This is a genomic window from Pseudomonas sp. TWP3-2 (assembly GCF_049897765.1).
GTDB lineage: Bacteria > Pseudomonadota > Gammaproteobacteria > Pseudomonadales > Pseudomonadaceae > Aquipseudomonas.
Genome location: NZ_JAFCWW010000001.1, coordinates 649,437 through 673,570, shown reverse-complemented (window position 1 = coordinate 673,570; position 24,134 = coordinate 649,437). Strand labels below are relative to the sequence as shown.

Annotated in this window: 22 protein-coding genes; 14 read left to right on the top strand and 8 right to left on the bottom strand. The window is 61.6% G+C overall.

All coding sequences use genetic code 11. From position 1 onward, the window contains the following. The first annotated feature begins 23 nt into the window (after window positions 1–23). From ACP7EE_RS02970 to ACP7EE_RS02955, 4 genes are all read left to right on the top strand, one after another. Window positions 24–1,376 carry a 3-oxoacyl-ACP reductase gene (locus tag ACP7EE_RS02970; RefSeq protein WP_426233361.1) on the top strand — a complete coding sequence of 451 codons (1,353 nt, stop codon included), beginning with the start codon at window positions 24–26 and terminating at the stop codon, window positions 1,374–1,376. A 2-nt stretch (window positions 1,377–1,378) separates the two neighbouring features. Then, on the top strand, window positions 1,379–2,233 hold the full coding sequence (locus ACP7EE_RS02965) for a MaoC family dehydratase (RefSeq protein WP_426233359.1): 855 nt from the start codon (window positions 1,379–1,381) through the stop codon (window positions 2,231–2,233). A 305-nt stretch (window positions 2,234–2,538) separates the two neighbouring features. Continuing rightward, window positions 2,539–4,173: a collagen-like triple helix repeat-containing protein gene (locus ACP7EE_RS02960; RefSeq protein ID WP_426233357.1), complete on the top strand. Its 1,635-nt coding sequence runs from the start codon at window positions 2,539–2,541 to the stop codon at window positions 4,171–4,173. A gap of 133 nt (window positions 4,174–4,306) precedes the next feature. After that, a complete protein-coding gene (locus tag ACP7EE_RS02955; protein ID WP_420647130.1) occupies window positions 4,307–5,974 on the top strand; it encodes a ShlB/FhaC/HecB family hemolysin secretion/activation protein in 1,668 nt (555 codons plus the stop codon). Between the two features lie 119 nt (window positions 5,975–6,093). On the opposite strand, the gene ACP7EE_RS02950 is transcribed toward ACP7EE_RS02955, so the two are convergent. From ACP7EE_RS02950 to ACP7EE_RS02940, 3 genes are all read right to left on the bottom strand, one after another. Then, on the bottom strand, window positions 6,094–6,456 hold the full coding sequence (locus tag ACP7EE_RS02950; RefSeq protein WP_426233355.1) for a DUF6124 family protein: 363 nt from the start codon (window positions 6,454–6,456) through the stop codon (window positions 6,094–6,096). An 822-nt stretch (window positions 6,457–7,278) separates the two neighbouring features. Beyond that, the gene (locus ACP7EE_RS02945) at window positions 7,279–7,671 is read right to left on the bottom strand and encodes a response regulator (protein WP_420647128.1); all 393 of its coding nucleotides are present in this window, start codon (window positions 7,669–7,671) and stop codon (window positions 7,279–7,281) included. A gap of 84 nt (window positions 7,672–7,755) precedes the next feature. Beyond that, window positions 7,756–7,956: a Flp family type IVb pilin gene (locus tag ACP7EE_RS02940; protein ID WP_420647127.1), complete on the bottom strand. Its 201-nt coding sequence runs from the start codon at window positions 7,954–7,956 to the stop codon at window positions 7,756–7,758. A gap of 337 nt (window positions 7,957–8,293) precedes the next feature. On the opposite strand from ACP7EE_RS02940, the gene cpaB reads away from it, so the two are divergent. From cpaB to ACP7EE_RS02900, 8 genes are read left to right on the top strand one after another with little or no spacing between them, the layout of a single operon-like run. After that, complete coding sequence (cpaB, locus tag ACP7EE_RS02935; RefSeq protein WP_426233353.1) at window positions 8,294–9,244, top strand: Flp pilus assembly protein CpaB; 951 nt, start codon at window positions 8,294–8,296, stop codon at window positions 9,242–9,244. 21 nt (window positions 9,245–9,265) lie between these two features. Further along, window positions 9,266–10,540 carry a type II and III secretion system protein family protein gene (locus ACP7EE_RS02930; protein ID WP_426233351.1) on the top strand — a complete coding sequence of 425 codons (1,275 nt, stop codon included), beginning with the start codon at window positions 9,266–9,268 and terminating at the stop codon, window positions 10,538–10,540. After that, window positions 10,537–11,727, top strand: a complete 1,191-nt coding sequence (locus tag ACP7EE_RS02925; protein ID WP_426233349.1) for a pilus assembly protein — start codon at window positions 10,537–10,539, stop codon at window positions 11,725–11,727. The genes ACP7EE_RS02930 and ACP7EE_RS02925 overlap by 4 nt, the downstream gene beginning before the upstream one ends. After that, the gene (locus ACP7EE_RS02920; RefSeq protein WP_420647123.1) at window positions 11,724–12,995 is read left to right on the top strand and encodes a CpaF family protein; all 1,272 of its coding nucleotides are present in this window, start codon (window positions 11,724–11,726) and stop codon (window positions 12,993–12,995) included. The genes ACP7EE_RS02925 and ACP7EE_RS02920 overlap by 4 nt, the downstream gene beginning before the upstream one ends. A gap of 10 nt (window positions 12,996–13,005) precedes the next feature. Beyond that, window positions 13,006–13,890, top strand: a complete 885-nt coding sequence (locus ACP7EE_RS02915; RefSeq protein ID WP_420647122.1) for a type II secretion system F family protein — start codon at window positions 13,006–13,008, stop codon at window positions 13,888–13,890. Next, window positions 13,887–14,777, top strand: coding sequence for a type II secretion system F family protein (locus tag ACP7EE_RS02910; RefSeq protein ID WP_426233347.1), 891 nt, complete (start codon window positions 13,887–13,889; stop codon window positions 14,775–14,777). The genes ACP7EE_RS02915 and ACP7EE_RS02910 overlap by 4 nt, the downstream gene beginning before the upstream one ends. Before the next feature lie 10 nt (window positions 14,778–14,787). Beyond that, window positions 14,788–15,477, top strand: coding sequence for a hypothetical protein (locus ACP7EE_RS02905; protein ID WP_426233345.1), 690 nt, complete (start codon window positions 14,788–14,790; stop codon window positions 15,475–15,477). A gap of 11 nt (window positions 15,478–15,488) precedes the next feature. Further along, window positions 15,489–15,761 carry a DUF3613 domain-containing protein gene (locus ACP7EE_RS02900; protein ID WP_426206051.1) on the top strand — a complete coding sequence of 91 codons (273 nt, stop codon included), beginning with the start codon at window positions 15,489–15,491 and terminating at the stop codon, window positions 15,759–15,761. Between the two features lie 496 nt (window positions 15,762–16,257). On the opposite strand, the gene ACP7EE_RS02895 is transcribed toward ACP7EE_RS02900, so the two are convergent. After that, window positions 16,258–17,052, bottom strand: coding sequence for a response regulator transcription factor (locus tag ACP7EE_RS02895; RefSeq protein ID WP_426233343.1), 795 nt, complete (start codon window positions 17,050–17,052; stop codon window positions 16,258–16,260). Between the two features lie 91 nt (window positions 17,053–17,143). Then, window positions 17,144–17,614: an A24 family peptidase gene (locus ACP7EE_RS02890; protein ID WP_426206053.1), complete on the bottom strand. Its 471-nt coding sequence runs from the start codon at window positions 17,612–17,614 to the stop codon at window positions 17,144–17,146. A 75-nt stretch (window positions 17,615–17,689) separates the two neighbouring features. Between ACP7EE_RS02890 and ACP7EE_RS02885 the strand changes: the two genes are divergently transcribed. Further along, window positions 17,690–18,130, top strand: a complete 441-nt coding sequence (locus tag ACP7EE_RS02885) for a TadE/TadG family type IV pilus assembly protein (RefSeq protein ID WP_426233341.1) — start codon at window positions 17,690–17,692, stop codon at window positions 18,128–18,130. After that, window positions 18,127–20,892, top strand: a complete 2,766-nt coding sequence (locus ACP7EE_RS02880; RefSeq protein ID WP_426233339.1) for a PAS domain-containing protein — start codon at window positions 18,127–18,129, stop codon at window positions 20,890–20,892. Before ACP7EE_RS02885 ends, ACP7EE_RS02880 begins: the two co-directional genes overlap by 4 nt. Here the strand turns inward: ACP7EE_RS02880 and ACP7EE_RS02875 are convergent. The 3 genes from ACP7EE_RS02875 to ACP7EE_RS02865 all read right to left on the bottom strand — a co-directional run bounded on the left by ACP7EE_RS02875 (window position 20,862) and on the right by ACP7EE_RS02865 (window position 24,129). Continuing rightward, complete coding sequence (locus tag ACP7EE_RS02875; RefSeq protein WP_426233337.1) at window positions 20,862–22,844, bottom strand: pilus assembly protein TadG-related protein; 1,983 nt, start codon at window positions 22,842–22,844, stop codon at window positions 20,862–20,864. The two genes, ACP7EE_RS02880 and ACP7EE_RS02875, sit on opposite strands and share 31 nt — an antisense overlap. Window positions 22,845–22,917: 73 nt before the next feature. Then, window positions 22,918–23,475, bottom strand: a complete 558-nt coding sequence (locus ACP7EE_RS02870; protein ID WP_426233335.1) for a DUF4136 domain-containing protein — start codon at window positions 23,473–23,475, stop codon at window positions 22,918–22,920. A 27-nt stretch (window positions 23,476–23,502) separates the two neighbouring features. Then, window positions 23,503–24,129, bottom strand: a complete 627-nt coding sequence (locus tag ACP7EE_RS02865; RefSeq protein WP_426233333.1) for a DUF4136 domain-containing protein — start codon at window positions 24,127–24,129, stop codon at window positions 23,503–23,505. Between the last annotated feature and the right edge of the window lie 5 nt (window positions 24,130–24,134).

The window sequence follows — 24,134 nt, the reverse complement described above, 5'->3', positions numbered from 1 at the left end:
CCCCATCTTCTGGAGAGCGTTCCATGTCTGACCGGTATATCGACTTCGCCAACTCGTCCATCGGCCACCGTCTGGTCGGTGCCTTGGGCCTGCCGTCGCCGGTGCGGCTGGAACGCTGGGAGGCTGGGCGCCTGCGGCCAGTGGACGGCGCGCTGCTGATCGGGGGCGGACCGCTGGCCGCGCACGTCAGCACTTTCGCTAATCGCCTGACCGACGGGATTTATCGCTACGGCGACGAGCCTGCGAGCGCCACGCAATGGATTCCCGGCCTCGGCCCCAAGCTCAAAGCCGTGGTGTTCGACGCCAGCGATTTGCAGCACACCGATCAACTCAAACAGCTGCGCGAGTTTTTTCAGCCACTGATGAAGAACCTCGACAGCAGCGCGCATCTGGTGATTCTCGGGCGTGCGCCGGAAACCCTCAGCGAGCCGTTTGCCGCCAGTGCTCAACGGGCGCTGGAAGGTTTTTCGCGTTCGTTGGCCAAAGAACTGCGCAGCGGCGGCACGCTGCAATTGATCTATGTCGGCGAAGGTGTCGAGGAGCAACTGGAAGGCCCGTTGCGGTTTTTCCTGTCGCCGAAAAGCGCGTTTGTCTCCGGACAAGTGATTCGTCTGACGGCTTGCGCCACACCTGTGACTGACTGGACGCGCCCCCTGGCCGGCCGCAAAGCGCTGGTCACCGGCGCCGCACGCGGCATCGGCGCCTCGATCGCGGAAACCCTGGCCCGCGATGGCGCCGAGGTCATTCTGCTCGACGTGCCACCGGCCAAAACCGATCTCGACGCCCTCGCCGCGCGACTTGGCGGGCGCAGCATCACCCTCGATATCTGCGCCGAAGACGCCGCCGCGCAATTGATCGAACAACTGCCGGAAGGTCTCGACATTCTGGTGCACAACGCCGGGATCACCCGCGATAAAACCCTGGCCAACATGACCCCGGAATTCTGGGATGCGGTGCTGGCGGTCAATCTCAACGCGCCGCAAGTGCTGACCAAAGCCCTGCTCGACAGCGGCACCCTGCGCGACAACGCGCGAGTGGTGCTGCTGGCTTCGATCAGCGGCATCGCCGGCAATCGCGGGCAGACCAACTATGCGGCGAGCAAGGCCGGGTTGATTGGCCTAGCGCAAGCCTGGGCGCCAACCCTGCTGGAACGCGGTATCAGCATCAATGCCGTGGCGCCGGGCTTCATCGAAACCCAGATGACCGCACGCGTTCCGTTCGGCCTGCGTGAAGCCGGACGACGCATGAGTTCGCTCGGTCAGGGTGGCCTGCCGCAGGACGTCGCCGAAGCTGTGGCGTGGCTGGCGCAACCGGGCACCGGCGCGTTTACCGGGCAGGCGTTGCGTGTGTGCGGCCAAAGCGTTCTGGGGGCCTGACCATGAGCATCGAATGGCAAACATTAGCGCGTGAACCGAGCTTGCCCGGCTTGTATGTCCGGGCCGCGTCCCGGCGCAAAATCACCGGGACCACGTTGCCCGACAGCGCACTGCGCTGCCTGGTGAATGTCGATGGCAAACGTCTGGCGGACTATCGAAAGGTCTGCGGCTTTGCCGACGATGGCCTGCTGCCGCCAACTTATCCACACATCCTCGCGTTCGCCTTGCAGATGCAATTGCTCACAGCCAAAGAGTTTCCTTTTCCGCTGCTCGGCTTGATTCATTTGAGCAACCGCATTCGTGTATTGCGGCCGATGGGCGGGATCAGCCGCGCGCAAGTCAGTGTGCGCGTGAGCAATCTGCAAGCGCATCCGAAAGGCGCGACCTTCGATTTGCTGACCACTCTCGATGATCAGCTCGGGCCATTGTGGGAAGCCGAAAGCCAGATGCTCTGTCGCGGCGTGAAACTTGAAGGCGAGCCGGTCGAGCAGACCTGGGAGCCGACCTTGCCACTGCTGCAAGTGGCGCAATGGCAAGCTCCGGCCGACATCGGCCGGCAATACGCCAAGGTCTCCGGCGACTACAACCCGATACACCTGAGCGCCGCCAGCGCCAAGCTGTTCGGTTTCCCCAGCGCGATTGCCCACGGCCTGTGGAACAAGGCGCGGACACTCGCCGCGCTGAGTGATCACCTGCCCAAAGCCAACCTGGAAATCGCCGTGCATTTTCGTAAACCGGTGCGCCTGCCGAGCGAGGTTTCACTGTTCGCCAGCGCGGCCGGATCGAGCGGTGAATTGCGCTTGATCGGCGCTGGTGAGCTGGAGCACATGGTCGGCAAATGGCAGCCGATTGCCTGATGGCTACACAATAAACGCCTGTTAATTGTGTATATATCACTTAAGTTTTTTCGCGCATCGCAAATTACTGAAACCAACTCCAAGCCTTGATTCTCAAGGCTTTTTTTTGCGTGTTTATATCCTCGGTATTAGTCCTTAGGCAGCAATTTCCCATCCCTATATAAAGGCGTTAATACCAACTTGAGAATGGTCTGGATCCAGCCTTGCGAATGAGATGAGCACAACGGACGAAGGCATTGCCGCCAACAGAATCGGCGAGCCATCGAATACAACGAACGTTGTGACAAGGTGCAGGAATCTCAATCATGAAAACTCAAGTGTGGTGCAAATCGGCAATCGCTCTGGCATTGATCCTCTCCCTCGGCCTCACCGGTTGCAGCAGCGGCGGTGGCGGCCATAAAAGCAGCTCAGGCAGCTCTTCTCCGAGCGATTCGACGGCTGGCACTGGCGGTACAGATGGTACGACCGGGACTGGCGGCACCGGCGGAACGGGTAGTACCGGTGGCACCGACGGTACGGCAGGCACTGGCGGAACCGGAGGCACGGGTGGCACCGGCGGAACCGACGGTACTGCAGGTACTGGCGGAACCGGAGGCACCGGTGGGACTACCAATCCCACCACTCCCACCAACCCTACCAATCCGACCAACCCCACCAACCCTACGGATCCGACCAACCCGACCAATCCGACTACACCTTCGCTGGTTACCACGACACTCGTACAGGATGTCGGCAATACCGTCAGCGGCGTCGGCGACGGTGTCGGGCAGATCGGTGACTCGCTCAGCATGGTTCCAGTGGTTGGCGGCGTTGTGCAAAGCGCCGCCAACACCGCTGGCAATGTCGTCAGCACGCTGGGGGACGGCGTAGCCAACGGTATTGGCAAACTGGCTAGCACCCCCAATGGAGTGGGCGTCACGGCATCAGCAGTCGGCGGCGTGGTACAGGATGTCGGCAACGGCGTGTCGGACGTCAGCGGCAAGCTGGCAACCGCCACTAACAGCATCCCGGTGGTCGGCGGCGTAGTGACAAAAGTGGCACCGGTCCTCAACGGCGTAGGCGAAAAAGTCACGATGCTCGGCGACACCCTCAGCACTGCCACTACCACCGGGCCGCTCGGCTCGTTGACCACCCAGGTCAGCGGCAAACTGGTGCCGGTGATCGCCATGGTGGAGAGCACCACCGACAAACTCGGCAGTGCCACGGGTCTCGGCGCGCCCCTCAATGGTCTGATCCAGAAAGTCGGCGTGACCGTCGACGGCGTGGGCGACAAAGTCACCGGTGCCGGCAACGGCAACGCGCTGACCAACACCGTCGGCGGCGCGCTGAGCAATGTCGGCACGGCAGTCGGCAAGGCTGGCGGTCTGGTGGCCAACGGCACAGGTTCAGGCACCGGAGGCGGTATTGGCGGTGGCCTTGGCGGTACGGGTCTGCTGCAAACCGTGGGTGGCGCGGCAGTCAATGTCGGCGCTGGCCTGAGCGCCGGCAACAGCACCCTCGCAGCGCCCGGCAACGTCCTGGCCTCGGCCGGCAACGTAGTGTCTTCGCTCAACACCGCACTTGGCGGCTCAGGCACGCCGATTACCACCACCACGGCCCCGCTGGCATCACTCACCACTAACGTTGGCGGCGCGCTGGCCCCGGTCACCACCACCGTCACCAACCTGACCCAGAGCGTCGGCGCGGTTACCGGCGTCGGCAGTCCGGTCGCAAGCCTGACCGGCCAGGTCGGCGGCGCTGTCGGCAACCTCGGTGGTGCCATCGCCGGGACCAACGCCAATCCGGTAGTGACCGCCGTCGGCAACACGGTCACCACAGTCGGTAACACCGTCACCGCTGTCGGCGGGCTGGTCAACGGCGGTACTGCTGGCGGCACCGGTGGCGGACTGGGCGGCGTACTCGGCGGCCTGACTGGCGCCCTGGGCGGCAACAAACGCTGAATTGCACCTGGCCGATTCGACGGCCTCACCTACAGCGCCTACGCTTGGTTGAGGGCGGAAGATTCCTACGAGTCTTCCGCTTTTTTCTTTGGAGAAACCCGCCAATTCCTGCGGCCTGAACATGGAGTGTCCTATGCGCGTTATGGCGTCCCTGCTGTTCCTCAGTCTCAGTTCCGCTGCCCTCGCCGACACCCTCCCGAGCTTTCTCAACAGCAACGAAACCATCCGCAACCTGCCAGTGCCGAACCTGCCTGCCGACGCCTATCGCCCGACCGCCGCACCGCTGCAAGTGCCGGAACCGGGTGCCGCCGCAGAGCCGTTGATGATGGGCACCAAAATCAATTTGAAAACCGTGCAGATCGAAGGCGGCACGATCTATCCGCTCAACGAGCTGGCGGCGATCTACCAACCCTTGATCGGTCGCGAAACCAGCCTCGCCGACCTGATCGAAGCGACGCGCAATATCACCCGGCGTTACCAGCAAGACGGCTACCTGCTGTCCTACGCATTTTTGCCGCAACAAACCTTCGATGACGGCGTGGCGCGGGTAGTGTTGGTCGAGGGGTACGTCAAGGATTACCAGTTGCAGGGCGACGTCGGCCGGGTGAAAAGTCTGCTGGATAAACTGGTGGCGAAAATGCAGGCCGAACGGCCGCTGACGCGCAAGACGTTCGAGCGCTACACCACGCTGATGACACGCATTCCCGGCGTTACCGTGCAGGCCCAGGTGCCGCCACCCGGCACCACCGATGGCGCCACGACGTTGATCGCCCAGGCCAGCCGCAAACCATTTACCACCAGCATGAGCACCACAGAAGACAACCGCAACGGCACCCAGGCCCTGCTCGGTGTCAGCAGCAATTCACAGACTTCGATGGGCGAACAACTGTCACTCAGCGGCCTGTTTCCGCCGGGTGATGATGACGAGCATTACTACCGGGCGGACTACAACCAGTTCATCGACGCCGAAGGCACACAGCTGAGTCTGTCGGCCTCGCGCTACCGCGCCGACCCCGGCACCAACGTGCGGCTCGCCAATGGCCTGGAGCTAAAACCGCACCGCGAGAATGATCGCTACTCAATCGGTTTCAGCCTGCCGCTGATTGCCGCCTCGAATGAACTGCTGACTGCCGGATCACGCCTGTACGCCGTCAACGACAAGACCCGCTACAAAGTTGTTGGCTACCCGTTGAGCGTCGAAGAGCGCACCGACGTCCGTGCCCTCGCCTTCGAGAGCGACTGGCGCAAGGCTGACGCGCGGCAACTGCGCATCCTCAGCGGCGGCGTCTATCAAGGCCTCGACAGCATGGGCGCGAAAACCAACAACAGCGCACTCGACCTGGACTTCTTCCGCGTACGTGTCTCGGGGGTACAAAGCGACAAGTTCTTCGACAACTGGCAAGGCGTGCTCTCGGCTGCGCTGTACTGGAGCAACGACAGCCTGCCCGACAGCGAACGCGCCGTGTTCGGCGGACAGAATTTCGGCCGTGGCTATCCCGATGATCAAGCGTCCGGCGACAAGGGTTGGGGCGTGGCATACGAGATCAACTACAGCTTCAACCGCGACGGCAACTGGGTGCGCATCCTGCAACCGTACGTCGTGCTCGACCGCTCGAAATCCTGGTTCAACAAACTTGCCGTGCAAGACAACGACCTGTCCTCGGCAGCTATTGGATTACGGTTTGGTGATGCGAAGTATTACAACGTGGCGCTGGAAGCGGCCAAGCCGATGTCGGATGAGGCGCTGGACACGTTTAACCGGCGGCCGCGTTACAGCATCAGTTTCAGCTATCAACTTTAAACCGCTATCGCTGGCAAGCCAGCTCCCACAGAAATCGCGCGTATTTCAAAATGGCGCATGACCTTGTGGGAGCTGGCTTGCCAGCGATGAACGATAACGCGGTACGACTTAATGAACGCTTAAGTCTGCGGATCAACCCGATCCAGCGCCCGATTCACCGCCAACTCCGCCAGCATGATGATCTGCTGAATCGCCAGTGCCGAATGCCGCTGCTCGCCGCTCAACTGATTGGCAAAGTTACTCGCCAGCGTGCTGGCAGAGGCCAGGGATTCACAGGCGTGGGCCAGCAGGCTTTCGGTATCGATATTCGGCGTGACCATGAACATGGTGCTCGGCTTCCGGGGTTTGGAAAGGCTTGGGCAGAGGTAGAAATCGATGGCGCGCTTGATGGCTTCGCGGTTGCGGGCGAGGTCTTCGATGCGCAGGGCTTCTTCGAGGGGGGTGGTGGGGTCTTCGGGTGGATCGGGAACTGGTTTGGTCATGCGCTTCACCTATGAGGTCAGGCCATCTCCTGCCGTTTCTCACACGGCGAAGAGGTGGCAGCTTTGTGCGGGGTGAGAAAACCGGACATAGGCACCCGGCCAGACCGAAGTCTGCCCGCACAGAGCCGCCATAACACATACACAAGCAGCGGATCACTGCCGGCGATTATGCGGGTACGGACACTGGATGACTATGAGTTACCGGGTTCTCACGCCCGATCGCTGAGTTCAGCGACAGCCAAAGACTAGAGAGCGCACGTCCGACGGACAACCTGAAAACTTTGTGGGAAGGTTCGGCAAATTCAAAACATTTTTAAACGCAAGCGGATGGAATGCAGAGCGGATTGCGTGTTTCGAGGGATCTTGATCAGCCCTGAGGACCGGCCCTCACCCTAGCCCTCTCCCAGAGGTAGAGGGGACCGACCGAAGTGGCCACAAGAAATACGTCGACGTGAAATACCGAGGTGAATGCAGATTTTAGAACCGCCCAGCTCCAGCTTTTGCCCCACCACCACTCAACAGGATGAGCGTTAGCTCGGCTGCAGCTCTTGATCTTGATCTCGAACGCCCATCGGCAGGCTAAGTGGAGGGATTTATCCGGGGGTGGGAGCGCAGCGACCGTTCGACGAAGTCGAACACATCGAGAGGAGGTGCAGCGCAGCAAACCGGAGGCGATGCCCCCGGATGAAACCCGGAGCGAAGGAACCCCGAGCCCCAGCGAGCGGGCCGAACGCCAGGGTAAAGACCTTTGGTTACTTTGGGGCTTTTGCCAAAGTGACCCGACCGTCAGGGCGGAACCACCATCAGCAACACCCCAAACCCTCACCCCTTGGGAAACAAATTATCAAGCGTCTCCAACAACCGAACGTGATAAATCGGCTTGCGAAAAAGATCCAGCACCTGCAACCGCAACATATCGCTCACATCTTCCATATCCGCATGCCCCGACGTCACGATCACCGGCAAATGCGCACGCGAAGTATGCTCACGCAGCCGCTTGATCAACGACATGCCACTCTCCTCCGGCATGCGCAAATCAGTAATCACCAGCGCAATATCCGGATGCTGAGTCAGATGCCGCAACGCCAGTTTCACCGACGTCGCGGTATGACAGACGAAGTCTTCCCCCTCCAGCAACTCCGCCAGTTCCAGCAGTGCATCTTCCTCATCATCGACAAGAAGCAACTGCTGGCGGAGCGGACGTGAGGAAGACATGGGCAAACCCTGCGATGGACTTAGCGCTGACGTTAGAACCCCTTGGGCGCATTCGCAAGTTGCCGGCCGATGATCAGCATCCGGTCAGAGTGCGTTTTGAATGGTGGTGAACATCGTGGTGATGGCAGCCGAAATCGGCGTCACGAACACCGCCAGCGCCACCGCCACCATACCGGCAATGATTGCGTATTCGATACCCGAGGCGCCCTCGGTGTCCTTGACCAGACCTTTGTAAAAAGCGACTTGGGATTTGATTGTCTGCACGACTTTTTTCGAAAGGGACATAGCGACTTCTCCTTGAAAGACACCGGGTGTTGCGTGCTCGCAACATGATTCCCCTGTGCCAGCATCAGCATTGTCGGCAATGCCCGGACCGACAACTGTAAGAACGGATTAACACCAAAGTAGTAGCGCGCCAAACATCCGCAAAAAACCATGTTTGGCGCTTTAGCCCCCTACTTTCGGAGGATATTTCACTGTTGCTAATGGCGTTTTGTTCGGGCTGGGCTACCTTCAAATAGCAAAATAGTTACTGATTCATAGCTGTCTGATTGCGAAATCATCTCGTTGGTAGTCACGGTTTTTACATGAGCATCAGTGCAGCGGGAAAGGGAGAGCCATCATGAACAGTCGCGTCACGCTGGGCCTGGCTGGTGCCTTGCTGCTCGGTGCCATCATTGCCGGTTACTGGGGCCTGACACTGAGTCGCCAGACTCCGCCTGCCGAACCTGTCGTCACCGTCGCCGCTGAACCCGCAGCCCCCCCCATCACTGCCGCGTTACCGGTGGAGGATCCGACCCGTCAACCGGTCGTGGTGCTGCTCCGCGACATCGCCCCGTTCGTAAAAATCAGCGCCGCCGACGTCACCGTAGAAAAGTTGCGCGCCGCGCCTGCCGGCAGTCTGGGCAGTGTCGAGCAAGTGATCGGCCGCACACCGTGGCGCGCCCTCAGCGCCGGCACCTGGTTGACCGATGAAAGCTTTGCAGCCGGCAGCCCGCTGTCACGGATGATCCGCCCAGGCGAACGCGCGCTCGCGGTTTCCGTAGATGAAGTGATCAACGCTGGCGGCCAACTGGCGCCGGGGGACTACGTCGATGTGCTGCTGTTTCTGCGCAAGGACGAGAGCAATCCGCAGCCGTCCGCGCAGTTGGTGGTACCGGCGGTTCGTGTATTGAGCGTGGGCAATCAGATGGGCCTGACCAACAACGGCCAACCCGCCACCCCCGCCCACAGCGAAGAAGAAAAACTCAAACAGGAACAACTGCGCAACGCCGCACGCAGCGTGGTGCTGGCGGTGCCCGAAGCGTTGCTCAATCGTTTGATGCTGGCGTCCAGCGCCGGGGTGTTGCGCCTGGCGGTGCGCAGCGCCGATGAACAGCAACTGGCGAAATACTGGGCCGGCGACGACAACGTCGCCGCAGGCCTCGATACACCGCGCCGCGCACTGATCGAATTCAATCAACTGTCACTCACATCGCCGCCCAAACCACTCACCGTGGCCAGTCAACCGGCGCCGCGCAAACCCGCCGTGGAAGTGATACGCGGCACTGAATCCGTTGCCCCCACTCCCTGAATCGAGCAAGGACGCACATTCATGCGCAAATGCTTCACGCCCCTGATCCTCGGCTTGCTCCGGGTCTCGCTGTTGAGCGTTGCTTCAACCGGCAGCGTCCTCGCGGCCGCCAGTAACTGTGCCGCGCTCGCGCCGTTGCCGGCGGTGCTGCAAGTCGGAGAAGGCCTGCAACAGGCAGTGCAATCACCCGTGGCGATCACCCGCGTGGCGGTCGGTGATCCGAAGATTGCCGATGTGCGCGTGACCGGCGATCAAGGGGTGTTACTCACGGGCGTCGGCCCCGGCGCCACCACATTGATGATCTGGAGCGCCTGCTCCAGTACGCCACGCCAGAGCATGGTGTTCGTGCAAGGCAAGGCCACCGCGGCGATGACGGCCGTGGCCACCCCGGCCAGCGTAGAGGACATCCTGCCGTCGCAGGTGCAGACCGACATTCGCTTCGTCGAAGTCAGCCGCACCAAACTCAAAGAGGCCGGCACCTCGATTTACGGTAAAGGCTCGAACAACTTTCTGTTCGGCGGGCCGGGCACCGTCCCGAATACGGCTGTCACCCCCGGGTTTGTGCCGTTGCGCAACCTGCCCGATCCGCGCATCGCGGTACCGAGCATTCCCTTGGCCAACGACATGTTCAACATTGTCTGGGGCGGCGGCAGCAGCAAATTCCTCGGCATCGTCAACGCACTGGAGGGCAGCGGTTTCGCCTACACCCTGGCGCGACCGAGCCTGGTAGCAATCAGTGGCCAGAGCGCGAGTTTCCTCGCCGGCGGCGAAGTGCCGATCCCGGTGCCGAGTGCCAACAGCAACAGCTATTCGATCGAATACAAAGAGTTCGGCATTCGCCTGACGCTGACGCCAACGGTGGTCAGCCAAAACCGCATCGCGCTCAAGGTTGCTCCGGAAGTCAGCGAACTGGACTACAACAACGGTGTGACCATCGGCGGGACCACGGTGCCGGCCTTCACCATCCGCCGCACTGACACCAGCATCTCCCTGGCCGATGGCGAGAGCTTCGTCATCAGCGGGTTGATCAGCACGCGCAACGCATCAGAGGTGAACAAGTTTCCGGGGCTGGGCGACATCCCGATCCTCGGCGCATTTTTCCGCAACTCGTCGATCAACCGCGAGGAGCGCGAACTGCTGATGATCGTCACCCCGCACCTGGTGCAACCGCTGGCCGCCAACGCGCCGCTGCCATCGCTGCCTGGGGAAAAACTGCGCAATTACGACCCGAACTGGTATCGCCTGTACTTCCTGGAAAACGGCAACTTCGATAAACGCAGCGGGTTATCGCAATGAGCCAGAGCCTGAGTCAGACCTTCCTCGCCATCACTCGCAACAACACTGACCTTGAGTGGTTGCAAGGCGCCCTCGCGCCGCTCGGCCAAGTGGTCAACGCCGACAGTGGCAGCCTCGACGAGTTGCTCGCACTGGTTGATGTGACCTTCGCCAGCCTGGTGTTTGTCGGTCTGGATCGTGAGCATCTGGTGGCGCAAAGTGCACTGATTGAAGGCGTGCTCGAAGCCAAGCCGATGCTGGCGATCGTCGCCCTCGGTGACGGCATGGACAACCAGTTGGTACTCAACGCAATGCGTGCCGGGGCGCGGGATTTTGTCGCTTATGGATCGCGCTCCAGTGAAGTCGCCGGACTGGTGCGACGGCTGAGCAAACGCCTGCCAGCGGTGGCGCAGAATGCCCAACTGGGTGGTCTGACCGTGCTGTATGGCATCCAGAGCAATGCCGATGGCGCGCTGCTCGCCAATCACATGGCGCTGGTGGTGCAGAAGAGCGGCCAGCAGACGTTGCTGCTCGACCTTGGCCTGCCGCGCGGCGACAGTCTCGCGTTGCTGGGGCTGGAGAGTTCGTTTTTCTTCGGCGACGCGCTGCGCCACTTGCGTCGCCTCGACTCGACGCTGATCGACAGCGCCTTCACCAGTGCCGAGGCCGGCCTGCGCATTCTCGCCTATGCGCCCGGCGACGAACCGCTGGAGCGCACCAGCGCAGCCGAGCTGTACATGTTGCTCAGTGCCTTGCGGCAGCATTTTCAGCACATCGTGGTGAACCTCACCGGGCAACCCGACAGCGATGCATTGCGCACCTTCGTCAGCCATTGCGACAAGTTGCTGTGGTACACCGATCAAAGCGTGCTCGACTGCCGGCGCAATCTGGCGGTGCTCAATCTGTGGCGCGAAAAAGGCATGAAACTCGACCATGGCCGATTGCTGGTGGATCGTTATCTGCGCAACGTTGCGCCGGACTCCGACACCCTCGGCAAAACCTTTGGCCTGGAAGTCATCGCAGTCCTTGCCTACAGCCCGGAGATTCGCCTCAACGCCAAGAACCAAGGCGTAAGTCTGTTCGAACTGGCGCCGCGTGAAGCACTCAGCCAAAGCCTGCGCACCCTTGGCGAACGGCTGGCGAAACGCTCCGAAGGGCTGGCCAAACCCAAGGTCAACTGGTTCAACCGCTTGCGAGGCACATCATGAGCGGCGAGCAACTGTTCGGCGGCCCACAGCGCCCCGTGACTGGCAATACCGATCACGATGGCCTGAAACTGGTGCTGCATCGCTACATCATCGACGCCATCGAAGAGTCGGGAAAAAACCTGCTGGAAGGTTCGCGACAGGTGCTGGCGCAATTTGTCATCGACAAGGTCGCCGAATACATCGCGCGTCTGCACCTGGCGATTTCGCGTTACGAAATGGAGCGCCTCGCCGAAGAGATCGTCGATGAGTTGACCGGGTTCGGCCCGCTCGAAGTGCTGCTGCGCGACACGGCCGTGACCGAGATTCTGGTCAACGGCCCGCACCGGGTGTTCATCGAACGTGACGGCGTGCTGCACCTGAGCGACCTGCGTTTCATCGATGCGCATCACGTCGAGCGCGTCATGCAACGCATCCTCGCCCCGCTCGGCCGGCGCCTCGACGAGTCGTCGCCGATGGTCGATGCACGCCTGCCGGATGGCAGTCGCGTCAACGCGATCATCCCGCCGATTGCCCTCGACGGGCCATGCCTGTCGATCCGTAAATTTCGCAAGGACATGCTCAAAAGTACCGACCTGATGGCGATGCAGACCATCGATCAGGCGATCTTCGACTTTATCGAAGAAGCGGTCGGCAAACGCTGCAATATTTTGATCAGCGGCGGCACCGGCACCGGCAAGACGACGTTGCTGAACATTCTCAGCCAGTTGATCAATCCGCATGAACGGCTGGTGACCATCGAAGACGTCGCCGAATTGCAGCTCGGTCATCCGCACGTCGTGCGCCTGGAAACCCGCCCGCCGAATGCCGAGGGCCACGGTGAAGTGAAGTCCAGCGACCTGATCCGCAACGCCCTGCGCATGCGCCCTGACCGGATCATCCTCGGTGAGATTCGCGGGGTTGAAGTGGTCGATGTGCTGACCGCGATGAACACCGGCCACGACGGTTCGATGAGCACCGTGCACGCCAACAATGCGCAAGATGCCTTGCTGCGCCTGGAGACGCTGGTGGGCCTGACCGGGCGCACTATCGCCGAACGCACCCTGCGCCAGATGATCTGCGCCGCGCTCGACGTGATCATTCAACTGACGCGCATGCCCGATGGCCGGCGCTGCGTCAGCGAAGTGGTGGAAGTGGTCGGTGTGCGCGACGACGTGTACGTCACCAACACCTTGTTCCGGCTCGACCGGCGCAGCGGGTTCGGCTTCCTGCGCGAGGCGATCAACCCGGCCGGCGACAAACTGCGTCGCGAACCGACGCTGCCGCATTGAGGGCCGACGCATGCTCAAACCGCTGCTGCTGATCCTGATCTGCCTCGCGCTGCTGGGCCTGTCACTGCGCCTGTTCTACAACGGCTGGCGCCAGAACGGCACCGAGCGCGTACTCGATCGTTTGAATCAGGGGCAACCGCAACTCACTACACAAAGCCAGCGCTGGGCCGGTCTGGAACGAGCCTTCCTGCGCGCCGGCCTCGGCCGTCCGACAGAGCGCCTGGGGCTGTGGTTGCTACTGTGGGGGCTGGGTATTTTGCTCGGGCTGATCCTCGGTGGCTGGATCGGTTTGCTGCTGTTGTTGGTGATTCCGCCGTTGGGGTTGCGGCTGTACATCAGCTGGCGTTACCAGCGGCGGCTGCGGCGGATGATCGAACAACTGCCGCAACTGCTCGACCACACGGTGCGTAGCCTGAAGTCCGGACGCACCCTGGCCGACGCAGTGCTGGGCGCCATCGACGCCAGCGAAGATCCGCTGAAAAACGCCATGGGCCGGGTGCAGCGCAACGTGCAGTTGGGCGTGAGTCTGCCGGAGGCGGTGGCCGATCTGGCGGAGCTGTACGAGAAGGATGAACTGCGCCTGTTCGCGGTCGGCCTGAAGGTCAATCACCGCTACGGCGGCAACGCCAGCGAACTGCTGGAGAACCTGATCAAGATGATCCGCGAACGCGATCAGGCCTCGCGGCAACTGCGCGCCATGACCGGCGAAACCCGGATCACCGCGTGGGTTCTGGGGCTGCTGCCAGTCGGGCTGGCCGGGTATTTTCTACTGTCCAATCCGCGCTATCTGATCGCGATGTGGAACGACCATTCCGGACAGATGATGCTCGCTACTGCGTTCGGCTTGCAGGTGTTCGGCAGCCTGATGCTCTGGCGGATGTTGCGCAGCCTATGACCATGCCCTTGATGATCAGCGCCCTGTTGATGCTCGGTGCAGCGCTGCTGCTGATCAGCGGCCTGCTCGATCAACGCCGCCGCACAAGACAGGTCAACCGGCGCCTGGAAGGCGACCTGCTGCGCGACAACCGTTTCGGCAACTTGCTGCGAGTGCTCGGCGACAGCACTCTCGGCCAGCGTGCAGTGAAGCTCGACACCGAAACCCAGACGCTGCTCAACCGCCTCGGCTGGCGCAGCGCCCGCCAGCGCTCGCTGTTCGCCGCCTGCCAGATCGGCTCGCCGCTGTTGTTGCTGACCGTGGCGGTGCTCGTGCAAGGGGTGCTGTTTGCAAACGCCGAACGCCAGTGGATCGCGCCGCTGTTCGCGGTCGGCATTGGCTACTTGCTGCCCAAACGCCTGCTGGCGTGGGCCGCCAATCGCCGCCAGCAACAACTGGCCACGGAGATTTCGACCTTCATTCCATTACTGCGCATCCTGTTCGAATCAGGCATGGCGGTGGAACAGGCACTGCGCGTACTCAGCCATGAAGCGCGGTCGCTGCTGCCGGTGCTGACCGAAGAGTTGCGCCTGGTGCTGGCCCGCGTCGATTCAGGGCTAGAGCTGGGCGAAGAACTGAACAAGGCCACGCGCCTGCTCGCGGTGGATGAATTCACCGACACCTGCGTGATCCTCCAGCAACTGCTGCAGCAGGGCGGCGGCGCAATGAAATCGCTGCTCGCGCTCAAGCAACTGCTCGATGACCGGCGCCTGACACGGCTGCAGGAATACATCTCGAAAATGTCCGCCAAAATGTCCGTCGTGATGATGATATTTCTCTTCCCGGCACTGTTGATCGTCCTCGCCGGCCCGGGCTTCAGTGCCCTGGCGCGCGCGTTGGGCTCCTAGAGGGATCGTGATGAAAGCAATGATTGCCGGTGTGACCCTGCTGCTGCTCGGTGGCTGCGCCACCAACGGACAAGCGCCTTGGCAAGCCCTGACGCAAAACGTCAGTTGCGGCCAACTGAGCCAGGAGCAACAACTGTCGCTGACCCTTGCCGACGACATGGCCAAGGACGGCAAACTGCACGCCAGCCTGGCCAACCTGCAAAGCCTTCCGGACAACCTCGCCGACGTGCGCCTGCGCAAAGCCAAGGTCTACCGCTTGCTCGGACGCAGCGAAGCCGAACCTTTGTATCGCAGCCTGCTCGGCAGTTGCCTGGCCGCCGAAGCCGAACACGGCCTCGGCCAACTCGCCGCCGCCCGATCCGACTACGGTCTGGCTCAGGCCCACCTGCAACGCGCCGCACGCCTGGCACCGACCGACGAAAAAATCCGCAACGACCTCGGCGTGGTCTACCTGAACCAACTGCGCCTCGAAGACGCACGCTTCGAATTCCTCACCGCGATGGAACTCAAGCAAGGCGATCAACTGGCCGCACTGAACCTGGTGACGTTGCTGCTGTACCAGGACGACTGGACCCGCGCCGCCGAACTGGTCAGCCGCCTGAACCTCAGCCCCGAACAATTCAGCGAAGCCCAGACCCGCGCCGAAAAACTCAAAACCCCAAGCCCAACCACCGCAGCCGCCACCGCGATGCTCCAATAACGAGGCCCGCCATGAAAGCCGCCGCGCTCTGTCTCACCCTGCTCACCCTGCCCCTGACCGCCCACGCCATCGACCCCGGCCCCGCCTCCGCGCAACAACAGGAAACCGAAGGTTGGCTACTGCTGCAAAGCCGCAACAAAGTCGCCTCACCCAAACCGCAGACCAGCACCCCGACCGAGCGCGAGCTGAGCATGCAGCGCTGGTTGAAGAGCTATACGCATGAGATTCCGGAGTTTTTTGATCAGGATCAGGGTGGGGAAGTGGATAGCGGCTCGGGGGGTTAACGAAGATTACGCCACAGTCAAAAGCCCCTCACCCTAACCCTCTCCCGGAGGGAGAGGGGACTGACCGAGGTGTTTGGAAGAGGTACGCCGACGTGAAATACCGATGTGAATTCGAATTTCAAAAGCCACCCAATCCGCTCCAGATCTTGCCCCACCACCACTCAACACGATGAGCGTTAGCTCAAGTACCGCTTTTGATCTCAAGCGCCCATCGGCAGGCTGAGTGGAGGGATTTATCCGGGGGTGGGCGCGCAGCGCCGTTCGACGAAGTCGAACACATCGAGAGGAGGTGCAGCGCAGCAAACCGGAGGCGATGCCCCCGGATGAATACCGGAGCGAAGGAACCCCGAGCCTAAGCGAGCGGGCCGAACGTCAGGGTAAAGACCTTTGCTTCCTTTGGGGCGTCTGCCAAAGGGAGTCGACCGTCAGGGCGAAACCGTCAGCCGCAACACCCGCAGCAACGGATATACACCCAAAACCCCAAAAGCCACCGAGTCTAATGCGCCGTAACCCGCTGCCGAGCCGAAGAAGGCGACAAAGCCAAAGCCAACTGCGTCCGATTATGCATATGCGTCAAACGCAAAACCTGCGACACATACAACTTCACCGTGTTCTCGGTAATCCCCAACTCACAGGCAATCTGGTAATTGGTCTGCCCCTTGCCCACCAACCGCGCCACATCCAGCTGACGCGGCGACAACTGCGCAAAGATCGCCGGCATCTCACCACCTTCACCCTGCATTTGTTCGGAAGGCGCAGGCCCGCGCCGAACCTTGTCCAGATCCTGATACAAATCATCGATCGACGACGAAAGATCCTGCAGCTTCTGATTCAAGTGTCCCAATTGCAAAGTCTTGTGCCGCTCCTGCAACACCACTTCCTGACGCTGCAAGCCTTCGAGCAATTCATCCAGATTGACCGGCTTCTGGTAATAGTCGGAAATCCCCGCACGCAACGCCTTGATCACGTCCTGCTTGTCAGCGCGACCAGTGAGCATGATCGCCTCGAACACCCGCTGTTTACCGGCCAGGCGCTGCAACGCCTGCACCAGTTCGATGCCGTCCATGTCCGGCATATGCAGATCGCACAGCACCAGACCAATCGTTGCGTCTTCGCTGAAACGCTCGATCGCCTGCTTGCTGGATTCGCAAGGGACGCAGCGATAACCGCTGCTTTCCAGAAATTCACACAGTTCCTCGACGATCAACGGTTGATCGTCGACCACCAAGACTTTTACTGCCGACGTAAACTTGTTCACGTGCCACTCCATGCCCAGGCCAAAGCTGACCATTCCTGTACTGCCAGTCGATAGCTGTATAACTGCTCATTTGAAAGTAGACGTACTTTCCGACTATGTACATAGCAGTAGTGGCGACTGGCGACTAATGGATCCACAACACAGTCAGGAGCGTGCCAATCAGCACGAACGGCGCAAATGGCAGCTTTTTTGACAGTTCAGGGCTGAAATTTCGTAAATGTTCTCTAAGCCGTTGACTTGCATGCAGCCAGAGTTTTGGCACAAGCAGCATCCACACTGCACTCGCCAGCGCGGCGCCGATAAAGGCGCCGAGCAGGTGTTGACCGTCCGTCGCGAGAGCCAGTGCTGTCATTAATTTCACATCGCCGCCGCCCAATCGGCGCAACGCGTAACCGGGTAATGTCAATGCCAACGCCAACAGCACGGCCCAGGCAGCCTGTCCAGCGTTGGCGCCCAGCCAGGTGCTGCCGGTGACCAGCAGATAAATCAACGCCAACCCGCCAATGCCCAGCGTCAGGCTGTTGCCGATATGGCGTTCGCGGGCGTCCTGTGCCGCGCAAAGCGTCAGCCAGAGCAAGAGGACCAAGCTGTGCATCCGGTAAAAAACGTCCGTTTTGGCTGAATGATTCTATGCTGACATTACGTAGTGATAGTCAGGGTAGACGCACTCATGAAAAACGCCCTCCCGCGCAAACAAAAAGGTGCCGTCGCGATCGAGTTCGCGTTGGTATTCGTGATCTTCTTCGCGGTGTTCTACGGAATCGTCAGCTACAGCCTGCCGATGCTGCTGATGCAGGCGTTCACCCAATCGACCTCGGAAGCCGTGCGTCGCAGTGTGGCGCTGGATCCATCGACCGCCAACTACGCGACCGCCGTCCAGACAGTCGCCAGAACCGAGCTGGCCCGTCGCCTGGCGTGGCTGCCTGCGTCGTTGAATTTCAATGCGACTACCGACGCCACCGTGACGTACGTCGGCGGCTTGCTGACGGTGCGCATCAATTACCCGACCAGCAAGCTCAATCAGGCGCTGCCATTTCTGGTGCTGCCTGGCATCGGCGCAGTGCCGCGTCTGCCGGCCAATCTCACCGCCAGTTCGAGCCTGCAATTTTGAGTGCCGGTGACAAGCTGTTCGACCGTTTGCTCAACCGTCAACCGTCCACACCCGCCGAGCTTGTGGACGTCCCCGGCGTGCAGAGTGTCGGTTTGCAGCTGCATCTGAATGACGGCGGCGAGGTCATGCACTTGACCGGGCCATTGCGCCATCTGCTGGCGCAACCGTTGTCGGCTGCCGGCAACGCGCATCTGCTGGATTATCTGCTGCCGCACAGCAATCTTGCGGTCGAAGGCCGGCCCGCTGAGTGGCAGGGGCAGTCGCTCGATCTGGATTTTTTCAGCCTTGCCGGCCCGCCCCTGCACCTGCGTGGCTGGGTGCAACCGCAGGCGCGCGGCTGGCTTCTGCAACTGCTGGACATCGGCGACCTGCTGGACGAACGGCGACAGGCGCGCAGTCGCGAACAATGCCAATGGCTGGCCGGGCAGATCCGCGATCAACTGCGTCTGTGCAGCTTCGCACGTTTGCCGGAGGTACTCGGCGAGCAGTTGCAGCGCCTGAGTCAGCAACTGCACATTCCCTGCATGGCGGTAGCGTTGCTCGATGAGCAGTCCCTGAGCTGGCAGATTCATCAGCATTACCATGCGCCTGAGGCGCCGCAGTTGTGGCGCCCGGCGCAACGTCTGGGCAGCGGACTCGATAGCTTGAACGGCGCGGCAGCACAACGCGTGCTGCCGGGCGAGCATCACCTGCTGAGCGGCGTATTCGGCCTCAGCGAAGGCTTGGCCACGCCCTACCGCGATGCTCACGGCGTGGCCGCGTGGTTGCTCTGCGGATGCTTCGATGCGCAGCAACATGCGGCAGATCTGAGCGACCAGGACTGGCTGCAACTGGCAGCTGCCGTGGCCGCGCCGCTGCTGGAGCGGCTGCGCGAACATCAACATCATCTGCAGCAACAACGTCTGGAGATTCTGCAAAGCCTGCTCGGCACCGGTTGGTGGGAATTGTTCCGCGACAGCGGCGAAGTTTTGCTCGCCCCCGCCCTCGCCGAGAATCTTGGCCTGAGCACCGCTCGACTGCCGGTTCAGGACTGGTTCACCCACGTGCATCCGGCCGACCGCGAGGAGTTGCGCAGCCGTCTGCAAGCCTTGCAGGACGAAGGGCTGGCGCTGGAATTGTGTGTGCGCCTGCAACGCAGCGAGCAGCCGCAAGCATTGTGGTATCGCGTGCAGGGCCAGTCGCTGGGGATTGGCGCCGAGCGGCGCCTGGTCGGTTTCATGCTGGATATCAGCGACATCAAGAACCAGCAACAGCAAGCCGCCGCCGCCCATGCGCGGCTGGACAACCTGATCGCCAGTTCACCGGCGGTCATCTATGTGCAGCGCTATGTCGAAGGTGCACTGCAACCGAGTTTTTTCAGCGCCAGCCTGCAACCGCTGCTGGGCTGGAGTCTTGCCGATTGCGTGGATGGTGCGCTGGTCGAGCACGTGCACCCGGATGATCGTGCGCGCTACTTCGAGCGCACGCGGCAACTGCTGCGCGAAGGTTCAGTGAGCGCGCGCTATCGCGTGCTCGATGCTCAGGGCCAGGCGCACTGGCTGCTGGATGAGGCCAAGCTGCTGCGTGACGACCTCGGGCTGCCAGTGGAAGCCGTCGGGCTGTGGCTGGACGTTACCGAAGCCACCCTCGCCGCCGAGCAAATCAAGACCAGTGAGGAACGCTACCGGATTCTGGTAGAGGACTCACCGGCGATGATCTGTCGCTACTACCCGGATCTGACTCTGACCTTCGGCAACCGGCCGTTGGCAGCGTATCTGGAGTGCGCGCCGGAACAACTGCCGGGGGTCAATCTGGGCAGCTGGATGTCGGACGAGCAGCGCGAAGCATTCGTCCAGCGCCTTGCGCAACTCACGCCGGAAGTGCCGGTGAGCAGCGCCGAAATCAGTCTGCGGCTGCCGGGTCGCGAACATGCTTGGTGGATCTGGTCGGATCGCGGGATATTCGACAAACAGGGCCGCTTGCTTGAAATACAGGCGGTGGGCCGCGACAACACGGAGGTGCGGCGCTCGCAACAGCAACTGACCCAGAGCGCGAAAATGGCCACCCTCGGCGAGATGGCCACCGGGCTGGCCCACGAAATCAATCAGCCGCTGAACGTGATGCGCATGGCCATCGTCAACGTGCTCAAACGCCTGGGCAGAGGCGAGGTGGAGATCGACTACCTGACCGACAAGCTCAACCGCATCGACGCTCAAGTGCAAAGAGCGGCGCGGGTGGTCGATCACATGCGCGTGTTTGGCCGGCGTTCGGAAATCGAACAGCAGCCGTTCAATCCCCTTGATGCGATTGAAGGCACCCTGTCGCTGCTGTCCGAGGGACTGCGTGGCAAAGGTGTCGAGCTGCGCGTCAGCGAAGCGAATTTTCAGGTGCAGGTTCGCGGTTACGTCGATCAACTCGAGCAAGTGCTGATCAACCTGATGGTCAATGCGCGCGACGCGCTGCTGAGCAAACGCGAGGCGAATCGCGACTTCCAGCCATGGATCGGTGTGCTCGCCGAACATGACGAGCACGTCGTACGCCTGTGGGTCGAGGACAATGGCGGCGGCATCGATCCGCGCTTGCTGGAGCGGATTTTCGAGCCGTTCTTCACCACCAAACCGGTGGGCGTCGGCACCGGTCTTGGCTTGTCGGTGAGTTACGGCATCGTCGAAAACATGGGCGGACGTCTGAGCGTGCGCAACGGCGACGACGGTGCGCGGTTCTGTATCGAGTTGCCGATGGCCGTCGATGATCAAATCACCAGCGTCGCCCGACCCGACTGACAACTGAGGTTGGCGCCGACCTCAACCTTGTTCAGGTCGATACCCAGGCTGACCAGCAAGGTGTTGATCAAGGTATCCAGCAACGGCCCGAGCACGGTGTTGATCGCGGTCACCAACAGGTTTTTCACCGTGGTCAGAATCGCCCCCAGCCCACCGACCAGACTGCCGTTCGGCCCGTGCATGTTGAGATTGATATTGCCCAAGGTGTCACCCAGGCTGCTGACCACATTAGTGGTGCTGAACGAGTAGTAGAACGGCGCTTGATTGATTTCCGGCAGGCTGGCGGCAGGCGGCGCGGAGTACACGTGCGGCGTATTGGCGTTCTGGCCGATGGTGGTGTCGGCGGAAATATCCAGCCCTCCGCCCACGCTGGGGATGCGCGGATCGCAACTGACCGGCAGGATCAGAAAGCGTCGGCAAGTCTTCACTCCGATGTCGATGATCTTCAACGGCTGCACCACGATATTCGGCGGAGTGGTGTTGTTGCCGAACGCGGTGGCGGGATCGATATTGCCGATGCGCAGATTGGCCACGGCGGTTGTGGTGTTGGTGGTCAGGGTTTTGTTGGTCGGGGTCAGGCAACTGAACGCCGTGACATAACTATTGGCCGCCGCCACATCCAGCGCCACGTCGAGGCGTATCGGCCCCGGCAGCAGGACAATCGAGGGCGTCTCGCACGGCGCGCCAAGAGCGCAGCCCAGAGAATCGATCACGCCGACCAGATTCAGATGCAACAGAGCATTGAGGGTGTTGGTCAACGGTGCCGCCAGATCCGTGACCGCATTGACCAGGTTCAGGATCGAATCGAGGATCGGCAGATTGATCGACAGCAGCGTGCGCACCTGCGCGGTTTTCACATAGATCCGGTTGGGTCCCAAGGGGTTTTGCGCGGCCAGCCGTGGATCACCGATCGCCGACAGTTGTGGCGGTTCCAGCACCTGCACCCGCGCGGTGATCTGCGCCAGCCCGGCGAGATTGATCGGCAGGTTGGCCACCAGGCCGTTCTGCTTGTTGGCCAGTTGCACGAAGCCTTCGATCAGGTCGAACACTTTCAGGTCCACCGCCAGCGCCGAGGCCTGAGTGCCGGCCTGCACATTCAGCAGTTTGCCCAGCACCACTTGCGTCGCACCGGCCGCGGCTTTGATCGCCTGCAAGCCGATGATGGTCGCCGTGGCGCCGAGCGTGCCGTTGGGGTCGAGGATGTTGATCGCAGTCTGGATCAACTGGCTGACGGCGATGGTGTTGCCGAGCACTTGATCGTAGCCGCCGGCACTCAGGCCGATATCGACCTTCAACCGGTCCAGATAGCCCAGCAGATTGATGTTGGTGTTGACCATGCCGTTCCAGCTCACGGCGCTGAGATTGAGGTTGCCGCCGAGCAATCCACCGAACAACGCATTCAGCGCGGCGGACTTGGCGGTGTCGACACTCAGTGCGGTGCTGCGGATGGTCAATGAGGCCAGCGGCGGCGGCAACGCGGCGACCGCAGTGGCGCTGAGGGTGACGGTAGCACTGCGCCCTGCCCCGCCGAACAGCGCGCCAATCCCGCCGGCAACGCTTTGTGTCACGGCGTGCGTGACGATCACGCGGATCGCTTGCGTGCTGGCGGCGTTGGCGGTGAACACACGAAAATTGCTCGCATCAAGTGTCAGTGCGCCGCAAGCCACGGCCAACGTACGGCCAGCGCTGGGGATCGCAAAGCCGTTGCGGATGACGCTGGCGAGGGCGTAAGCATTGGCCGTGGCGCCAGCGCTGCAATTGCCGCCACGGGTCGCGGCTTCAAGGGCGGCCACGTCGGCGACCCGTTGCAGGTTGCGTTTTTCCAGATACAAACGGCCGCTGTCGACTACCACGAGGATGAACATCAGGGCCATGCCGAGGGTCAACGCGGCGGTCAAGCCGATCGCCCCACGTTGCCGAGCCGGGCCGCAAATTCGAGAACGAGGCGACATCGCGCACTCCTTTGCCGGCGCACAGCCGAGCGCTACCTCCATTGGTGAAGTTGAGTGTAGACACGGTTGCGAATTAACGCGGTGGATAGTTCGCGAGAATCCGCCCCACCGTTTCGCGAACGGCATTGCTGCGATCCGCAGGGTTCGGCGTGCTGCTCATGATCTGTTCATCGCTGCCGCGCCATACCAGTTTGCCGTCCTTGCCGTCGAGCAGGTCGACCTGAATGGTCGCGACTTTGTAGGTGATGTTGCGGGTTTCGTTGTACATCGGCGCGCCGTAGTAGCCGTTCCATGGACCGCCCCAGCCGCCGCCGTAGTTGGTGGTGACCTGTTGCTGGCGATCCTCGACGATCAGGTAGGTCTGCACATTCAGATCAGCCTTGGCGCCGTTGGTTGCCGGGCGCAAACCGCGCTGGTCGAGTTGATCGGCCACGGCCTGGCGGATGCGTTGTTCGGTCAGATCACTCTTGATCCGCGGATCGTCGGGGCGATATTGCAGGGCGGGGTCTTTCCAGCTCCAGCTGCGATACGCAGCAAAGTCGCGGCTGGCGTCGAAGTCGTGATTGACCTGGTTGGAGGCGCAAGCGCTTAGCAGCGCGGCCATTACCAGTAGAGCGAGACGGCGGAACATGGTTTTTCTCCACTCACAGGCGGGAAGCTAACTCGGAGGATACGCCGACATAGCCTTTTCCACAGCCTCTCGAATCGCATCGGTACGATCAGTCTGGCTGCCCTTGTTGGCGGTTTCAGCGCTCGAACTCCAGACCGGCTGGCCGGTGCCGGCATCGAACAGATCGACCTGCACCACCACGACCTGCTCTTGGTAAGTGCGCACGATCGGCACCGAGTTGTACACGCCGTAACCGCGGCCATAACGATCATAGCCGCCATAACCGCCGCCGTAGTACCCGCCGCCGTAACCGTAATCGTCCTGCACCTGACGCATACGGGTTTCCAGCCGCAGGTTGGCGCTGACGAACAGGTCGGCCGGACGATTGTCATGCAGCGGGCGCAAGCCGCGTTGATCGAGGGCACTGCTGACCGCCTCGGCGACTTGCGCCGAATCCGCCCACGCCGTGCCCGGCGGCATGCGTCCGTTGAGCCACGCCCAGCTGCGGTAGCGCCCGTAATCGCGGGGCGGTGCCGGGTAGGCGCTGCGGTCGAAGGTGTTGGCGGCTTGCGGCGGTGCCGGCGGCAATGGCCGGGACTGCGCGACATAGGGGTTGCTGCCCTGGCAGGCAGCCAACCCCAGACAGATCAGCAACAATCCAGCATGAGCTTTCATTTCGC

Bases quoted from the DNA above. Each gene is read 5' to 3' on its own strand.
- ACP7EE_RS02865 (WP_426233333.1), bottom strand. From the start codon at position 24,129: ATGAAAGCTCATGCTGGATTGTTGCTGATCTGTCTGGGGTTGGCTGCC.
- ACP7EE_RS02915 (WP_420647122.1), top strand. From the start codon at position 13,006: ATGCTCAAACCGCTGCTGCTGATCCTGATCTGCCTCGCGCTGCTGGGC.
- ACP7EE_RS02930 (WP_426233351.1), top strand. From the start codon at position 9,266: ATGCGCAAATGCTTCACGCCCCTGATCCTCGGCTTGCTCCGGGTCTCG.
- ACP7EE_RS02895 (WP_426233343.1), bottom strand. From the start codon at position 17,052: ATGGTCAGCTTTGGCCTGGGCATGGAGTGGCACGTGAACAAGTTTACG.
- ACP7EE_RS02950 (WP_426233355.1), bottom strand. From the start codon at position 6,456: ATGACCAAACCAGTTCCCGATCCACCCGAAGACCCCACCACCCCCCTC.
- ACP7EE_RS02945 (WP_420647128.1), bottom strand. From the start codon at position 7,671: ATGTCTTCCTCACGTCCGCTCCGCCAGCAGTTGCTTCTTGTCGATGAT.
- ACP7EE_RS02910 (WP_426233347.1), top strand. From the start codon at position 13,887: ATGACCATGCCCTTGATGATCAGCGCCCTGTTGATGCTCGGTGCAGCG.
- ACP7EE_RS02970 (WP_426233361.1), top strand. From the start codon at position 24: ATGTCTGACCGGTATATCGACTTCGCCAACTCGTCCATCGGCCACCGT.
- ACP7EE_RS02925 (WP_426233349.1), top strand. From the start codon at position 10,537: ATGAGCCAGAGCCTGAGTCAGACCTTCCTCGCCATCACTCGCAACAAC.
- ACP7EE_RS02875 (WP_426233337.1), bottom strand. From the start codon at position 22,844: ATGTCGCCTCGTTCTCGAATTTGCGGCCCGGCTCGGCAACGTGGGGCG.
- cpaB (WP_426233353.1), top strand. From the start codon at position 8,294: ATGAACAGTCGCGTCACGCTGGGCCTGGCTGGTGCCTTGCTGCTCGGT.
- ACP7EE_RS02870 (WP_426233335.1), bottom strand. From the start codon at position 23,475: ATGTTCCGCCGTCTCGCTCTACTGGTAATGGCCGCGCTGCTAAGCGCT.
- ACP7EE_RS02890 (WP_426206053.1), bottom strand. From the start codon at position 17,614: ATGCACAGCTTGGTCCTCTTGCTCTGGCTGACGCTTTGCGCGGCACAG.
- ACP7EE_RS02900 (WP_426206051.1), top strand. From the start codon at position 15,489: ATGAAAGCCGCCGCGCTCTGTCTCACCCTGCTCACCCTGCCCCTGACC.
- ACP7EE_RS02965 (WP_426233359.1), top strand. From the start codon at position 1,379: ATGAGCATCGAATGGCAAACATTAGCGCGTGAACCGAGCTTGCCCGGC.
- ACP7EE_RS02940 (WP_420647127.1), bottom strand. From the start codon at position 7,956: ATGTCCCTTTCGAAAAAAGTCGTGCAGACAATCAAATCCCAAGTCGCT.
- ACP7EE_RS02920 (WP_420647123.1), top strand. From the start codon at position 11,724: ATGAGCGGCGAGCAACTGTTCGGCGGCCCACAGCGCCCCGTGACTGGC.
- ACP7EE_RS02955 (WP_420647130.1), top strand. From the start codon at position 4,307: ATGCGCGTTATGGCGTCCCTGCTGTTCCTCAGTCTCAGTTCCGCTGCC.
- ACP7EE_RS02885 (WP_426233341.1), top strand. From the start codon at position 17,690: ATGAAAAACGCCCTCCCGCGCAAACAAAAAGGTGCCGTCGCGATCGAG.
- ACP7EE_RS02905 (WP_426233345.1), top strand. From the start codon at position 14,788: ATGAAAGCAATGATTGCCGGTGTGACCCTGCTGCTGCTCGGTGGCTGC.
- ACP7EE_RS02960 (WP_426233357.1), top strand. From the start codon at position 2,539: ATGAAAACTCAAGTGTGGTGCAAATCGGCAATCGCTCTGGCATTGATC.